A 13,498-nucleotide genomic window follows, 5' to 3' on the forward strand; every position below is an offset into this window, starting at 1 on the left:
AGCTTGATAGTTTCAAAAAGTGACAAAATTTATAATAACATATTAACTTGATTATTGTCATCATTTTTTCTGTTAGTTATGCCGTCCCTCTGAAGGGAACTTTTATATAATAACACCCTCACGCTATTTAGTTCAATAGAAATATTATCCAATAAATAATAATAAAGGAGCTGTTGCTTTAGCAACAACCCCTGCTTTTAACCTATTTACCTTGAGCACCGTTGGGTGTCCCTCTACGTACATGATCATCTTCAAAGTTGTTTTTACGAGCTTTCTCTACTTTATCGTTAAGTAATTGCTTTTGGTCAACATCAGACGAAGGGGTAAACTTTTTCTTAGTCATCCTAATCCTCCTAATAAAATCAGTACTTACCTCTCTTATTTTGTATTCTTTTTATCAAAATAATCATCAATAAACCTACAAGCTAAATAATAAAACCCATAGCTGCCGTTGTAATACTTAAAATTACTGATGTAATAACATATATACCTGCAAGAAACTTTTTATTTGATTGTAATAAAGTAATCGTTTCATAACCGAACGTTGAAAAAGTGGTGTAAGCTCCACAAAAACCTACCCCAACAAAAAACCATACCCAATCACTGAGATCATTCGACAGATGAAGATTGGCAAGGAGCCCTAAAAGAAAGGAACCCATAATATTGATTACCCAAGTCCCCAGAGGGAATGGACTGAGTTTCTTTTTTTTATTCATGAAATTACCCAATAAATATCTAGCTGCTGCCCCAAAAGAACCGCCTATACCGATTAACCAAATCAATGTGTTACCCCTTTTTCTCCATTAATATAAGCTAATTTAAAGCCTAAGTAAGCAAGCAGAATTCCGAAAATAATGCTTACTAAAATATATAAGACCCCATAAACAGCAAGCCCATTTTGAAATAACAGAATGGTCTCAACTGAAAAAGTAGAAAAAGTAGTGAATGAGCCAATAAACCCCGTTCCTATAAATAAAGTAAATTCTGCCCTAATTGGTTTCTTTAAAGTGTAGAAAGTCAGGAACCAACTAAGTAAAAAACAACCTAAGAGATTTATTAATAGGGTTCCCAGAGGAAATCCATTAGTGGTTTGTATCCATTCTCCGATACAATATCTAGTTATTGCTCCAAAGAACCCGCCAAGCATAACGGATAATAGTTTCAATTGTTATAGCCTTCTTTCAATTGAAGACAATGCTTTAAGCCCTCTTTAACACCCCAGACTTGATGTTGGTGGTAAAGCAGTTCCTTCACGCTACTCACTGATATCCATGTAAGAGAATGATCATCCTCAATTGGGTCAGAAACTTTTGATAACAAATGAGCTAAATAAAAGTTACCTTCGTTGACTATATGCTCATTATTTGGTGTAATAAAATATTGTTTTGCTTTACCAATAGAATTAGCAATTTCAATATCATAACCTGTTTCTTCTAATAATTCTCTCCTAAGACAATTGGAATGACTCTCATCAACTTCTATACCACCGCCAGGCAGCCAATAATAGCCATCAGGAGTTTTTACCGTAACAACCTCTTCTCTTGTGTCGTTAAAAATAATTGCGTATACCGCTTGCCGCGGTCGATATTCATAACCCTCTAGTTTATTTCCGAAAATTTTATCCATATTAATCACCTGCCGGATTTCAGTCTATACAAAATATAAGATATTAAAAGTGTAATAAATGAAAAAAGGATCGCAATACTAGAAAAAGCTAATACATAGGCATTGTATTCGGTTAATTTCGTGATAAATATAAAAGTATCTATATCAAAGAAACCAGAAACAAGGTTAATTACAAACAGAACGAAAAATATCATGAATAGTCCTTTGGTTGACCCTTTAATGTCTGCCTTACTCAATGCAATATGTGAGGATATACAGATAGCAAGCATTAGAAAAATCCAAAAAAGCGGATTGAGCAAATTTTTAAATGTAAAGAAACTTTTAGTGATTACTAGAACCGCATTTCCGAGCACCATTAAATAATTTCTATTTTGAATGGCAGAAGTAACATGAAAATCAATATATTCTCTAAAAGTCTGATAGGATTCAGGTACTAATAGATACATGCCAAAAATTAATGAACCTATCCCACTAAAAATGGGACCCATTCCAATAAAAAAGTTTCCAATCTGTTGATACATGCTGCCCGGATTATATTGGTGTTCCACATATCCAAGAACACCATTTGGATTATTTACTTGCAAGAATTTAACCCTTGTTACTCGATGACCCCAAATGAAGCACTGGAGTAGATGTCCGAGTTCATGGATCGGTGTGCCAATCCATGCGGTAGCCAATACTCCTCTTTGTCCAAATGCTTTAAATAAAAACTTATTTGAGTATTTTTCCAACACTCCTAATAGGAAACCAACACCAATTAAAAATCCTACAAGGTAAAATAATTCCACTACACTTAACATTAGAGTATTTAGAAGCGACTCTAGAAAATTCACTTATCTACATTTCCCTTCATAGATCTTAGACATTTTTCCAAACGGCAGCATAATTCTTCTTGTATTTGACCTCATAGGCCCAACCCACCTTTTCCTGAGTAGCAGCCATAATTTGATTAAAACCTTCATATTGTAAGTCCCTATCTTCGGCTTGGAAATTTTCAAAATAAGATTGAGTCGTCCTATCCATTTATATCCCTCTCAAACTTTACTTATAATGTAATACCGAATTATACCATATATTTCATTTTTAGCCTTTTTCTTGTTTGCTTTTGGACGAATAGTGCAGGAATTATAGTAACCAAATGCATATGCTGATAATGGAAATTTAAATGTAAAGGTGAGAATTGTGAAAACGATTCAAATCTTATTCCAATATTTTGACCATTGATATGGTTAAAACAAAAATAAATAAGGAGTGAAAAAGAATGCCACATAAAGGAAAGCATAAAAAGAAGCACCGTAAGGATGAAACTTCAGACATCCATGTAGAGGACAAGCAGTTCGAAAAAAAGAAGCACAGAAAGGATGAAACTTCAGACAACCGTTATAAGGACAAGTCGTCTAAAAAAAAGAAGGACCGGAAAGATGAATCTTCAGACATCCATGTTGAAGACACTAAGTTTAAAAAACAGAAAATCGACAATAACCACCAAGCTGAATTTGTGTATTATAATCCATCTATTATTCAAGAGGTAGACTTATTTCAGTATCTGGCAGAAGAATCTGCCGTTTCACTTGAAAATGATGATGGCGTTGCAGTAGACCATGTTGTCGAAGCTATAGAACAGGATGTCGATGTAGAAGACCAAGAAGTCGAAGCTATAGGTCAGGATGTACAAGTAGCAGAAGAAGAAGTCGAAGCTATAGATCGAGATGGAATGAACGAGTAATAGTTAGTAAATTAGACATTGAACTTAAAAAATCCACCAATATGGTGGATTTTTTTAAAAGATTAATCAAAATCGATTTTATTTAAAAAATTTCCTACAACTCGTAAAAACTCATCTTTTTCTTCAAAATAAGGCAAATGAGCACTGTTCTCGAAAACATGAAATTGACCATTAGGCACTAGGCTGCTAAAGTACTCCGTCGATTCAGGAGTAGCTTCATCATATCGTCCACATGTAAAGAGTGTCGGACAACTAATTTCATGTAATCTGGAAGTACAATCAAAAAACTTTAAATTACCTTTTACGCTGAATTCAGATGGACCCCACATGATATTATATATTTCAGGATTTCGATATCCTGAGCCCCTTTTAACCCATTCAGGGTCTGGTTCTTCCTGTACTCGACAAACAAATACTTTGTTAAATTCCTGAATGGCAGCTTTAAATTCCTCTGAATCGGTGGTTCCATTTTCCTCACAATATTTAATTGTTTCTTGGATTTCAAAAGGAAGCTTTTTAAGATTTTCAATCTGGTCCTTTTCCCAACGTGGTGCACTCAGACATGGACTTGAAAAAATAACACTTTTTACACCTCTTGGTTTTGTTTAACAATAAGCAGCTGCCAAGGTTGTACCCCATGAATGACCTAAAATATGTACTTCATCTAAATTTAATGCTCCTCTTACTTGCTCTAATTCTTCCACAAAGCGGTCAAGCTGCCAAAGAGATTTGTCAGTTGGACGATCTGACCTTCCACATCCTAATTGATCGTATAAAATAACAGGTCTATCTTCTTGGAGTGCTTGTAAACCTTCTAATGAGTAACTTGAAGATCCTGGACCTCCATGCAAAATGATGACAGGAGTCCCTCCAGAGTTTTCATTAAACTTTTGATACCAAACTCTTCCGCCAGTTACCTCTATGTATCCCTCTTCTTGCATAAATCCTTCCCCCTAGTAAAACAAAAATATATTATCACCATTTAATTTTAGCTTATTTTAAAATAATTGAAAAATTTAATTCAATTCAAAAAGAGACCATAAGCGGGTCTCTAGAATTTCTACTTTGTTGTCGGATTTCCTTTTAAAAAATGGACAAGGAATGTCCCTAAAAAGATTCCGATTAATATACTAAAGAAAATAACTTCGTGCATTTGGAAGCCAAAGGCTGCTGTAATCATTCTCAATCCAATAATTCCGATTAAGATAAATGCGGTGGTTTCAAATTCAGGTATTCTTTCAATCAGCGCTAAAAATAATTGTGCTACACCACGCATCATTAATATTCCTAGAATTCCGCCTAAAAACAGGACCCAAACTTGATTCGATACACCAAACGCAGCTATAACACTATCGATACTAAACGCGATATCCATAAGCTCTACGGTTAAGACGGTGCTCCAAAAACCCACTTGTTTGGTTTGAATCTCTTCCTCTCCATCTCTTTTGTTAATAAAGTATTGGAGGACCAGCCAAAGGAGATAGTGACCGCCAACGATTTTAATCCAGCCAATATTAATTAACGTAACACCTATTCCAATCGCAATAACCCGAAATAGATAAGCACCAATAATTCCATAGAAAAGGGCCTTCTTTCGTTGTTTTTCGGGCAAGTGCTTAACCAAAACAGCAAGTACTAACGCATTATCAGCCGATAATAACCCTTCTAGAATGACCAAGGTACCAATGATTCCCCAACTAGCAGGATCTGTTAATACATCTCCCAAGGCGTCTAATGATAAAAATGAACCATAATTCGCTATGATTTCTTGTATGAACTCCATTCCCTTGTTCCGATCCCCTTTTCATTGTTTTTACAATATATACAACTGCTTGTCTTGTTACTGTATATGTATGTTAGTCAAATGATTATATGAACACTACATGATTTAATCATGAGATGAGACTTTTATTAATGAAAGGTTTAAGATGGTATTATGATGACTTAAGGAGGAATTTAAATGCGTAAAGTAGTGATTTATACACAGGAAAGCTGCAGTCCTTGTACTGCTGAGAAATTATGGTTAAAGGATAATGGGATTGAATTTGAGGATAGAAATATCAGAGAAAATCCTAAGTACCTTGATGAAATTGTTGAATTAGGTGCATCTGCGACACCTGCTACTGTTGTTGAGGATGAAAATGGTTCACAGGTTGTTTTGGGTTTTGACCAAGAGAAATTAAGTGAAATTCTAGGGATATAGAACACCAGGTGGACCAAGGGGGACCAAGGGGACGGTTCTCCCGGCCCCAAAAGGCCGGAAGAACCGTCCCCTTGGGTGCATATTTCCATATTTCCATTCATACATAAAAGAGTGTGCATTAACCAGAATACTAAGGAGGGTTTCCTTAATGGTCTTAAAAACAATACAACTAAATAGAAAGTCAGGTTTAGACAGTCGAGCAATAAACCAATTGGTACAGGTAACGTCTCAATTCGAGTCAGATATTTACCTAACCTACAATGGTCATAAAGTTAACTGTAAATCGATAATGGGCGTTTTATCTTTAGCCATCCCGAACAATGCTGAGATTAGTTTAGAAGCTTCTGGCTCCGATGATCGAGAAGCATTGAAACAATTAATAGAGACAATTGAAACATTAAATTAATAACCAAGGGGACGGTTCTCCTGGCCGGAAAAAGCCAGGAGAACCGTCCCCTCGGTCAATAACTAGGGGGTTATTATGTTTTTATCATGTCCTTTATTAGCAGCATTTTCAGGGATGTTCATTGCCCAATTCGTAAAGATTCCGATACACTATATAGCCTCAAAGGAATTAAGATGGAATTTAATGTTTAGTACTGGTGGAATGCCAAGTTCTCATACTGCCATGATTATTTCCTTAACGACTGTGATTGGAATGATGTCAGGATTTAAATCAACTGAATTTGCTATTTGCGTTGTGGTTTCTGCAATCGTTATGCACGATGCGATGGGTGTTAGAAGACATGCAGGATATCATGCAGAAATACTTAACACCCTTTTATCTGATTTTAACAGTCTGATTGAAACGCTAAAAGACCCCAATTTAAAGAAACCAGAGTCTAGAGAGAAACTAAAAGAATTATTAGGTCATCAACCCACAGAGGTCTTTTTTGGAGCTATAACAGGAATCATTGTAGGCGTAACTACATACTATTTATATCCTTTTTAAGGTCACTTCTCTGGAACGACATTTGTCTTAATACCGCGATTTAAGTCATTTGCATGCCAATAAGCCATACCTGTTGCGGCGAGAAGTAAGATACCTGTGACTACAAATACCGTTTGAACAGGAAAAAAACCACCAAGGATTCCTCCGGTTATCGGGCCAATCATACCGCCTATCTGATTAGAGGTTTGGTGTAAACCAAATGCTCGTCCACGGAAATCTTTTGGTGTTGACCTTACCACTAGACCGTTTAGAGCTGGGAATACTGCACAGAAAAAGATGCCAAATATGAATCGGGTAATTGAAAATCCCCAAATATTGCTGAAGATAATTTGGGCAATGGTTCCGATTCCCCCTCCCATTAATCCAATAAATAAGACTTTTTGGAAACCAACTTTGTCAGCCCATCTTCCCCACCTCGGAGCAAAAATGACACTAGCGATACCAGGTAGAGAGAACACAATTCCTGCAAGTAACGATGCATGCTCAAAAGAACTACCAAGATCTACGATATATAATGGTAGAACTGGTTCAATCGTCATGATCGAACCGGATGTAATCGCAGTTAAAGCAAGTACCAGCATCAATGAACGATTTGCTGCTGCCACTTTAAAATCATTCATGATTGAGCCTTTTTCTTTACTAGGAGTAAAGTTTTCTTCCGTCACCCAAAAGATTACAAGCAGCGTGGAAATGAGCGCAAACATTCCTGCACTGCCAAACGCCACTCGGTTACCCACTAATGAAGCAATTCCCCCTCCTAATAAAGGTCCAACAATTCCACCAGACGCTGAAGCTGAGGATATCATAGATAGTGCATATCCGACTTTGTTGCTTGGAGTATTGGTTCCTATTAAAGCAATAGCCCCTGGAATGAATCCACTTAACAAACCCTGCATAATTCGTAATCCTAACAGCTGATATGGATTTGTAACAAAAGCAGTTAACGTATAGACAACAAATAGAGCTAAACCCGCTCGGATTAACAAAGGCTTTCTTCCATATTTATCGGCCACTCTCCCCCAGAACGGAGAAGCAATCGCTCCGGCAAAAAAAGCAGCACTAAATAACAGACCGGACCAAACTTCTGTGTGTTCGTGCACACCAATTTGAAGCAGGAAAATAGGTAAAAACGGGATAACCATGGAAAAGCTTGCTGAAGTGAAAAATACTCCAATCCATAGCACCCATAAATTACGCTTCCAAATTAGCATACAAATTCATCCCCAATATATTGAATAATTTAATATGGTATATCGTATCATAACGCTTATTTATTTTCATTTCCGAAATATTAGATTATAGAAATATTTTTCAAAAGAAACCAAGGGGACGGTTCTCTCGGCCCCAAAAGGCCGGGAGAACCGTCCCCTTGGTTTTCCCTTGGTTTTCCCTTGGTTTTCCCTTGGTTTTCTCCTGGTTTTTCTTGGTTATTCTCAGACAAAATCTTCCTCTATACCGTAAAATTGGGTCGAATATGACAGGATTATAGGCATAATGTCATATTGTCACCTCTACTGTAATTTTGTTCATCAAACTATAAAGAAATGTAACCTTATCGTTCTGTATAACGCGTGCCTGCCCATGTTAGTGTTATATCATACAAAACAACAGGAGGTAGCACACATGAAAAAAACTTATTTTAAAAAAGTTGCAGTAGCTTGTGTAGCTACATTTGCATTTATTGGAATTCACAATCCTACAGTTGAAGCAATTACGGAATATCAAGTTGTAAATGTAGACAGCCTGGCTGAAATTGGACAAGCATATGCATATGGACCAATCATGTATGAAATGAACCAAGAAAATAATGAATTCGATGACGAAAAAGAATTCATTCCATATAAACCAGAACTTCTTGAAAAACAATCTCAAGAAACAAAGGTGGATGAAACAGCTATTACAGAACCACAAACCTCAGAACCTGAAGTGGTTGCTCCACCAGAACCAGCGACACCAGCGGTTTCTATTTCAAATGAAGAGAAAGATCTATTTGCAAGACTAGTAGAGGCCGAAGCAAAAGGTGAATCGTATGAAGGAAAAGTAGCCGTTGCAACAGTTGTATTAAACCGAGTGGATTCACCTGAATTTCCAAATACAATATCAGGAGTCATTAATGAAGTAGTCGGTGATGCTTATGCCTTTTCACCCGTTCAAAATGGAAAAATTAATGAACCAGCATCAGATGAATCGATCCGAGCGGTTGAAGAAGCATTAACTCGACAAGATCGATTAAACGATTGTATTTATTTTTATAATCCAGAAATCGCAACCGATACATGGATCACTACCCGTGAAGTAGTAAAGACAATTGGAAACCATGTATTTGCAAAATAGATTAAAAAAAAAGAGCCGTCAACGGCTCTTTTTTTTGCCTTTTAATTGTCTTTTTCGTATGCGATAACCACTACTTCTTTATTGGCTTGTTCGCTTAGCTTTTCTTCAAGTGATTTGATTTCACTTACTAAATTTGACGACAAGTCTGCTGCGACATAATCCTTTAATTCATCCATAATCATCTCTCCTTTATTTTTTATTATTTGACTTTAAGGAGAAAGTATTACAATGGTTTCAAAAATCATCCTATATTTTAAATTGAAATAGCAGGCATAGTTTCTCCGGTTTCTAGAAGGCTTTTCAAATTACTTAAAATCGCAGGCCAGCCATTGTTTAAACCCTCAAAAGTATCTTCTTTATCCACTAAATCACCAGGCTGAAGATTTTCATGTCTTAGCACCAATTTTACGGTTTCATTCAAAGAGATTAATTTAAAGCTAACCCTTGACGGCTCCTTCCCCTCGACACCATCCCCCACATAGGTCCAGGTATAGGAGAGCTCTTGGTACGGCTCGCATTTTACGATTTGTCCATAATCCGTAACCTTCCCGTTCCGAGAATAGGTAACTTCTGCTCCCTCTTGCCAATCTGAATTAATGCTGCTTCCAAAAAAGTATTTTTCTGTGTATTCGCTGCTTGTTAAAGCCTGCCAAAGTTTTTTCGGTGTAGTGGCTATGTAAGTTACATAAACAAATTCGGTATGATTCATAAACAATTCTCCTTAAATTTATTCTATTCTCATGCACCTTTTATTTTATTCGATATTGTTTTCACTAATCCTTCATTAATTTAACACTATGGTTCATATACTAAATAAAAAGAAAAGAGTGGTGAATATGAGAGATTTAACTTTTAAAGCCTTTGCGACTACAAATGAAATAGATTTAAACAAAATCGCTGTTCATTGTGGGATACCAAAGAAATTCACCTGGGAGGAGCCATTAATACTAAGAGGTGAAATTTTAAAATCAATCCTCTTCAAAAGTGTAGACGAATCTCAAATGGTACTTGTTTTTTCCTTTGGCAGCATTGTTTTTATAAATCATTCTACTCCAAATGAGATAACTGCTTTTTTGAACTATCTCTACTCCTTCGAGCCGGACATTGATGTCAAAAGTGCAGATAGGTATAGCGATGATTACAGCTTGCACATTAAGGAAACGGAAAGCATTGAGTTAACAGACGAGTATGTTGTCGTTCCTGAGTATGAAAGCTACTATCCTGAGTTGATTTCTACCGTACTAGCGAAGTCGGTGGCATTGGAAAAGACCGAGGAACAGTTGGGAGAAATTAATGATAAACTCGAAACGATGATTGACCGTTTAGAAAAAGGCAAGCTGAGAATCGGAAATAAGGAACTAGCTAGGACGACAGCTAAAATAATCCGTCACGAGTATAATACCCTTGCTTACATCATGATTCTTGATAAGCCTGATATCACCTGGACAAGCAGTACAGCGGGTGAATTTTATGACAGGATGCTCGAGTTTTTCGAATTAAATGATCGTTATAAAATTTTGAAAAGCAAAACAGAAATACTTTACAACATTATGGATGGATTTTCGACCATCAGTCACTCCATTCGCGGACTTTTCGTCGAATGGATTATTGTCATTCTCATCCTATTTGAAATAGTTCTTTCACTACTAGGAATAGCCGGCTTCCTTCCTTGAATATATATAAATGGAAAAGTCTCTTCCAAAAGCAGGATTATAATTATTGTTTTTATTGGTAATAATTACCATAAAGACAATAAATGAGGAAAAATTATGTATTTGTTAGCTATGGTAATCATCTATTTGCTTTTGGCGAAGAGATTTATTGATTGGAGCAGATGGAAAGAATTCTATCCTACCATTCAATTCTTTATCATTTGTAATTTGCTATATAATTTTCTTTTTTATCAACATAATCTTTGGATATATAAATCCATTACTTTACCTTGGCTAAACCGTACTCTAATCGAACTGGTTTTTACTTTTTTTATTATTCCGATTACCCTATATATTTATCTGCAGTATTACCCAGAAGGAAATAAGAAATATCTTTATATAGGAGCGTGGGTGGCCTATTTCACTTTGATAGAGTTTCTATCTAGACGTATAGGATTATTTGTCCACGATAATGGCTGGCATATCGGCTGGTCAGCATTATTTAATATATGTGCCTTTATCATCCTCAGACTTCACTATAAAAATTATATACGAGCCTTTTTTGCCTCTGCCATATTTATCATTATACTCTTGTTCTTCTTCCATCCAAGCTTACAGGAAATGAAATAGAGTCCCTTATCTGCAATCGGTATGATTGCAAATAAGGAACTCACTTGCGTTATTTTGCAGGATACAATTTGTGTGTAAAGGATATGGATTCATTAATTAATACTTTTAAAACATCTACATCAATATCTGCAACCTTATTAACGTACACACACGCTTTCCCTGTAGTATGTTTTCCAAACTGTTTTAATAATTCTTCCCTCTTCGGTTCACCTGGTTCAAAATATAAACTAATTTTGGCTTTCCTCGGGGAAAAGCCAGCTAGTGGCGCATCACCTTCATGACCAGATTTATATTTGTAATGGTAGGATCCAAAACCAATAATACTCGGCCCCCACATTTTCGCTTCAAATCCAGTGGTCTCTGTGAAAATATCCAATAATCTGTATGCGTCCTCGCGTTTTTTAGGGTTTTCTATTTGTTCGATAAATTCAATGACACTATTGTCTGTTTCTTTTGTTTTTAATTCGTACATATGTTTCACTCCTTTACTAAAAAATATTCCAATTACTACTTTGGTTTTCAGATAATCTTTATATGTAATATGTTCATAATAAATATAGCCTTATTGCAATTTTTTAATCATGTTGTACCATGTTACCCCGCCGTGCTCCGATTTTGAAACACCCCTATTTTTATATCCTAAGTTTTCATAGAATCGGATTAAATCTTCTTTACATGTCAGTGTTATACTCTCACGATTTTTTGATATTGCTTCTTTTTCAAGATGCTCTAGTAAAGCTGTTGCCACTCCTCTAGTTTGGAAGTGCGGAGTCACCGCTACTCCTAAAACGGTTTGATGACCGCTGGATGGTGGATTTGGCTTAATCTCATCGAATAAATCATCTGTAATATATTCCGTATTAATCACAGGGCCATTCACTAAACCTATGATTACACCACATTCTTCCGCCACAAAAAAACTATCTGAAATTAATTGAATCCGCTTTTTAAAAGCTTCTTCCGTAGCTGCTTCTTCTATTGGAAAGCAAATGTGTTCAATGATTACAAGGTCAGGTAAATCATTCATCGTTACGTTACGTATTATTAACATTTCAAGCACTCCATTTTTCAAAGGTATAATTCGTAGTCATGTTTAAGGATTCTTATTATATAGAATTATACAAAACTATTGAATGAGATATAAGGGAAAATAACCACTTAATCAAAATAACTATAAGAAAAAAGCCAGACAAGGCCTAGCTTTTTAAAAAGTATAAGTAGTCTGATTATTTAATAGTTACTTTTTCAATAAAATAAGTGAAGAGCAAAAAGCCATTCGCTGTTCTTATTACAATACAACCTATTAACATTTGGAAAAAGGTTCAAAGAATCTTCAGTTAAAAGCTATGGTTTATACCATTCTTTCAACCTTATCTAATTGTATCCCTCTTCTATCTATTTCTTCTTCTAATAGTTTAATAAATTCTTCGTCTAGCTTTAGCTTTACAGCATTAAAATATGTGTCTATTAAAACTTTGTTGCCCATACTTGAAAACATATCCTACTCCTCAAAGCGAATGGCTTTCTGTCCCTTCACCTACTAACATTATATTTTTATTCGAAGGTACAAACCATGCTAATTATTTCCAATAAAAAGGGCAACCTAGGGTATACGACCTAGTTTTGAAAGGAGACACTATAATGGAAACAGAAACATATAAACAAACAACCGAGTTAAGCAGCTATATTGGGAAAATCCTACGAGACAATTTTGGCAAAGGTCCAGAATCGGTGCATGTTTCACTAGGTAAAACCTTTATTATTTTCTATATTCGTAATTTCTTATCTCCAACAGAAAAAGTACTAATGAATCAAAAACAAGATGAAAGTGTTCAGCAGACTCGGGATTTAGTCATGCAAACACTGATTCCTGAAATAAAAGCCTATATTAAGATTGTTACCGGTATGGAGATAAGAGAATTCTACTATGACTGGGGTCTGCATAATAAATCAGCGATGTTCACCGGTATATGTAATGATTTATCGGGTATCGATGTACCTATTAAAGAAGAATTCACAGGTAAAACTGAACTGATTACAGAGATTATTAATTTAAGCTCCGAATCAGAAAAGAAGCCCGAAGAGATTTATGCCTGCCAATTAAATCATCGGAATGTTCTTGTTATTCGTAATGGAATATTGGTAAGAATTGAAAAGCAGCTAATCAGACAAGGAATGCGAGAACAGCTTAGGTTAGCAAAGCGAACGCTCGAAAAAGGATTGCTTCATAACAATAACCATTTTGAAGCGATTTTGAATACCAAAGTCATCGATATTTTTGTCGACTGGGATTTTGATTTAGATAAGAGCGTCATCGTTTTGGTCACCAATCCAACAAAATAATTAATAATGATGAAAAAAATCAGAGGCGATGT

General features: G+C 35.7%; 21 protein-coding genes and 1 pseudogene. 8 read left to right on the forward strand and 14 right to left on the reverse strand.

What is annotated here, in order from left to right; translation table 11 throughout:
* Window positions 1-202: 202 nt before the first annotated feature.
* The 6 genes from CHI06_RS29815 to CHI06_RS29820 form a co-directional block, all read right to left on the reverse strand.
* Window positions 203-343 (reverse strand): hypothetical protein, encoded by a 141-nt coding sequence (locus CHI06_RS29815; protein WP_179292657.1) that lies wholly within the window; start codon window positions 341-343, stop codon window positions 203-205.
* Between the two features lie 82 nt (window positions 344-425).
* Window positions 426-782, reverse strand: coding sequence for a fluoride efflux transporter CrcB (gene crcB / locus CHI06_RS16920; protein ID WP_095249804.1), 357 nt, complete (start codon window positions 780-782; stop codon window positions 426-428).
* Window positions 779-1,165: a fluoride efflux transporter CrcB gene (gene crcB / locus CHI06_RS16925; protein WP_095249805.1), complete on the reverse strand. Its 387-nt coding sequence runs from the start codon at window positions 1,163-1,165 to the stop codon at window positions 779-781. The genes crcB (CHI06_RS16920) and crcB (CHI06_RS16925) overlap by 4 nt, the downstream gene beginning before the upstream one ends.
* Entirely contained in the window at window positions 1,162-1,626 is a 465-nt protein-coding gene (locus CHI06_RS16930; protein WP_095249806.1) for an NUDIX hydrolase, read from the reverse strand. Before CHI06_RS16930 ends, crcB (CHI06_RS16925) begins: the two co-directional genes overlap by 4 nt.
* 5 nt (window positions 1,627-1,631) lie before the next feature.
* Window positions 1,632-2,459, reverse strand: a complete 828-nt coding sequence (locus CHI06_RS16935) for a hypothetical protein (protein WP_257009342.1) — start codon at window positions 2,457-2,459, stop codon at window positions 1,632-1,634.
* 25 nt (window positions 2,460-2,484) lie between these two features.
* Complete coding sequence (locus CHI06_RS29820) at window positions 2,485-2,649, reverse strand: hypothetical protein (RefSeq protein ID WP_179292658.1); 165 nt, start codon at window positions 2,647-2,649, stop codon at window positions 2,485-2,487.
* 238 nt (window positions 2,650-2,887) lie between these two features.
* Here CHI06_RS29820 and CHI06_RS16940 point away from each other — a divergent pair, with 238 nt between their 5' ends.
* On the forward strand, window positions 2,888-3,352 hold the full coding sequence (locus CHI06_RS16940; protein WP_095249807.1) for a hypothetical protein: 465 nt from the start codon (window positions 2,888-2,890) through the stop codon (window positions 3,350-3,352).
* A gap of 62 nt (window positions 3,353-3,414) precedes the next feature.
* Here CHI06_RS16940 and CHI06_RS16945 read toward each other — a convergent pair.
* Together CHI06_RS16945 and CHI06_RS16950 are read right to left on the reverse strand one after the other, a co-directional pair.
* A pseudogene (locus CHI06_RS16945) lies at window positions 3,415-4,293 on the reverse strand (proline iminopeptidase-family hydrolase).
* A 119-nt stretch (window positions 4,294-4,412) separates the two neighbouring features.
* Window positions 4,413-5,135 (reverse strand): TerC family protein, encoded by a 723-nt coding sequence (locus CHI06_RS16950; RefSeq protein WP_095249808.1) that lies wholly within the window; start codon window positions 5,133-5,135, stop codon window positions 4,413-4,415.
* A 177-nt stretch (window positions 5,136-5,312) separates the two neighbouring features.
* Here CHI06_RS16950 and CHI06_RS16955 point away from each other — a divergent pair, with 177 nt between their 5' ends.
* The 3 genes from CHI06_RS16955 to CHI06_RS16965 all read left to right on the forward strand — a co-directional run bounded on the left by CHI06_RS16955 (window position 5,313) and on the right by CHI06_RS16965 (window position 6,507).
* On the forward strand, window positions 5,313-5,555 hold the full coding sequence (locus tag CHI06_RS16955; RefSeq protein ID WP_095249809.1) for a glutaredoxin family protein: 243 nt from the start codon (window positions 5,313-5,315) through the stop codon (window positions 5,553-5,555).
* Window positions 5,556-5,703: 148 nt separating this feature from the next.
* Window positions 5,704-5,961: an HPr family phosphocarrier protein gene (locus tag CHI06_RS16960; protein WP_095249810.1), complete on the forward strand. Its 258-nt coding sequence runs from the start codon at window positions 5,704-5,706 to the stop codon at window positions 5,959-5,961.
* Window positions 5,962-6,036: 75 nt separating this feature from the next.
* Window positions 6,037-6,507 carry a divergent PAP2 family protein gene (locus CHI06_RS16965; protein WP_095249811.1) on the forward strand — a complete coding sequence of 157 codons (471 nt, stop codon included), beginning with the start codon at window positions 6,037-6,039 and terminating at the stop codon, window positions 6,505-6,507.
* Between the two features lie 2 nt (window positions 6,508-6,509).
* Here CHI06_RS16965 and CHI06_RS16970 read toward each other — a convergent pair whose 3' ends face one another.
* Complete coding sequence (locus CHI06_RS16970; RefSeq protein WP_095249812.1) at window positions 6,510-7,718, reverse strand: MFS transporter; 1,209 nt, start codon at window positions 7,716-7,718, stop codon at window positions 6,510-6,512.
* 412 nt (window positions 7,719-8,130) lie between these two features.
* On the opposite strand from CHI06_RS16970, the gene CHI06_RS16975 reads away from it, so the two are divergent.
* Entirely contained in the window at window positions 8,131-8,841 is a 711-nt protein-coding gene (locus CHI06_RS16975) for a cell wall hydrolase (protein WP_095249813.1), read from the forward strand.
* A gap of 41 nt (window positions 8,842-8,882) precedes the next feature.
* Here CHI06_RS16975 and CHI06_RS29825 read toward each other — a convergent pair whose 3' ends face one another.
* Both CHI06_RS29825 and CHI06_RS16980 read right to left on the reverse strand, forming a co-directional pair.
* Window positions 8,883-9,023 carry a hypothetical protein gene (locus tag CHI06_RS29825; protein ID WP_179292659.1) on the reverse strand — a complete coding sequence of 47 codons (141 nt, stop codon included), beginning with the start codon at window positions 9,021-9,023 and terminating at the stop codon, window positions 8,883-8,885.
* Window positions 9,024-9,094: 71 nt separating this feature from the next.
* Window positions 9,095-9,550: an SRPBCC family protein gene (locus CHI06_RS16980; protein ID WP_095249814.1), complete on the reverse strand. Its 456-nt coding sequence runs from the start codon at window positions 9,548-9,550 to the stop codon at window positions 9,095-9,097.
* A gap of 127 nt (window positions 9,551-9,677) precedes the next feature.
* Between CHI06_RS16980 and CHI06_RS16985 the strand changes: the two genes are divergently transcribed.
* Window positions 9,678-10,514: an RMD1 family protein gene (locus CHI06_RS16985; protein WP_095249815.1), complete on the forward strand. Its 837-nt coding sequence runs from the start codon at window positions 9,678-9,680 to the stop codon at window positions 10,512-10,514.
* Between the two features lie 96 nt (window positions 10,515-10,610).
* On the forward strand, window positions 10,611-11,123 hold the full coding sequence (locus CHI06_RS16990) for a CBO0543 family protein (RefSeq protein ID WP_095249816.1): 513 nt from the start codon (window positions 10,611-10,613) through the stop codon (window positions 11,121-11,123).
* 49 nt (window positions 11,124-11,172) lie between these two features.
* Here CHI06_RS16990 and CHI06_RS16995 read toward each other — a convergent pair whose 3' ends face one another.
* The 3 genes from CHI06_RS16995 to sda form a co-directional block, all read right to left on the reverse strand.
* On the reverse strand, window positions 11,173-11,595 hold the full coding sequence (locus tag CHI06_RS16995; RefSeq protein ID WP_095249817.1) for a DUF1801 domain-containing protein: 423 nt from the start codon (window positions 11,593-11,595) through the stop codon (window positions 11,173-11,175).
* A gap of 90 nt (window positions 11,596-11,685) precedes the next feature.
* Complete coding sequence (locus CHI06_RS17000) at window positions 11,686-12,174, reverse strand: GNAT family N-acetyltransferase (RefSeq protein WP_095249818.1); 489 nt, start codon at window positions 12,172-12,174, stop codon at window positions 11,686-11,688.
* A gap of 300 nt (window positions 12,175-12,474) precedes the next feature.
* A complete protein-coding gene (gene sda, locus CHI06_RS17005) occupies window positions 12,475-12,621 on the reverse strand; it encodes a sporulation histidine kinase inhibitor Sda (protein ID WP_095249819.1) in 147 nt (48 codons plus the stop codon).
* A gap of 143 nt (window positions 12,622-12,764) precedes the next feature.
* On the opposite strand from sda, the gene CHI06_RS17010 reads away from it, so the two are divergent.
* The gene (locus tag CHI06_RS17010) at window positions 12,765-13,466 is read left to right on the forward strand and encodes a Na-translocating system protein MpsC family protein (protein ID WP_095249820.1); all 702 of its coding nucleotides are present in this window, start codon (window positions 12,765-12,767) and stop codon (window positions 13,464-13,466) included.
* The last annotated feature ends 32 nt before the right edge of the window (window positions 13,467-13,498 follow it).

The sequence above is a fragment of the Bacillus sp. 7884-1 genome, from assembly GCF_002272245.1.
GTDB lineage: Bacteria > Bacillota > Bacilli > Bacillales > Cytobacillaceae > Neobacillus.

What these genes read in the sequence shown, in the direction of transcription:
- CHI06_RS29815 (WP_179292657.1), bottom strand. Translation starts at nt 343, where the DNA reads ATGACTAAGAAAAAGTTTACCCCTTCGTCTGATGTTGACCAAAAGCAA.
- CHI06_RS16930 (WP_095249806.1), bottom strand. Translation starts at nt 1,626, where the DNA reads ATGGATAAAATTTTCGGAAATAAACTAGAGGGTTATGAATATCGACCG.
- CHI06_RS29820 (WP_179292658.1), bottom strand. Translation starts at nt 2,649, where the DNA reads ATGGATAGGACGACTCAATCTTATTTTGAAAATTTCCAAGCCGAAGAT.
- CHI06_RS16940 (WP_095249807.1), top strand. Translation starts at nt 2,888, where the DNA reads ATGCCACATAAAGGAAAGCATAAAAAGAAGCACCGTAAGGATGAAACT.
- CHI06_RS16950 (WP_095249808.1), bottom strand. Translation starts at nt 5,135, where the DNA reads ATGGAGTTCATACAAGAAATCATAGCGAATTATGGTTCATTTTTATCA.
- CHI06_RS16955 (WP_095249809.1), top strand. Translation starts at nt 5,313, where the DNA reads ATGCGTAAAGTAGTGATTTATACACAGGAAAGCTGCAGTCCTTGTACT.
- CHI06_RS16960 (WP_095249810.1), top strand. Translation starts at nt 5,704, where the DNA reads ATGGTCTTAAAAACAATACAACTAAATAGAAAGTCAGGTTTAGACAGT.
- CHI06_RS16965 (WP_095249811.1), top strand. Translation starts at nt 6,037, where the DNA reads ATGTTTTTATCATGTCCTTTATTAGCAGCATTTTCAGGGATGTTCATT.
- CHI06_RS16970 (WP_095249812.1), bottom strand. Translation starts at nt 7,718, where the DNA reads ATGCTAATTTGGAAGCGTAATTTATGGGTGCTATGGATTGGAGTATTT.
- CHI06_RS16975 (WP_095249813.1), top strand. Translation starts at nt 8,131, where the DNA reads ATGAAAAAAACTTATTTTAAAAAAGTTGCAGTAGCTTGTGTAGCTACA.
- CHI06_RS29825 (WP_179292659.1), bottom strand. Translation starts at nt 9,023, where the DNA reads ATGATTATGGATGAATTAAAGGATTATGTCGCAGCAGACTTGTCGTCA.
- CHI06_RS16980 (WP_095249814.1), bottom strand. Translation starts at nt 9,550, where the DNA reads ATGAATCATACCGAATTTGTTTATGTAACTTACATAGCCACTACACCG.
- CHI06_RS16985 (WP_095249815.1), top strand. Translation starts at nt 9,678, where the DNA reads ATGAGAGATTTAACTTTTAAAGCCTTTGCGACTACAAATGAAATAGAT.
- CHI06_RS16990 (WP_095249816.1), top strand. Translation starts at nt 10,611, where the DNA reads ATGTATTTGTTAGCTATGGTAATCATCTATTTGCTTTTGGCGAAGAGA.
- CHI06_RS16995 (WP_095249817.1), bottom strand. Translation starts at nt 11,595, where the DNA reads ATGTACGAATTAAAAACAAAAGAAACAGACAATAGTGTCATTGAATTT.
- CHI06_RS17000 (WP_095249818.1), bottom strand. Translation starts at nt 12,174, where the DNA reads ATGTTAATAATACGTAACGTAACGATGAATGATTTACCTGACCTTGTA.
- sda (WP_095249819.1), bottom strand. Translation starts at nt 12,621, where the DNA reads ATGTTTTCAAGTATGGGCAACAAAGTTTTAATAGACACATATTTTAAT.
- CHI06_RS17010 (WP_095249820.1), top strand. Translation starts at nt 12,765, where the DNA reads ATGGAAACAGAAACATATAAACAAACAACCGAGTTAAGCAGCTATATT.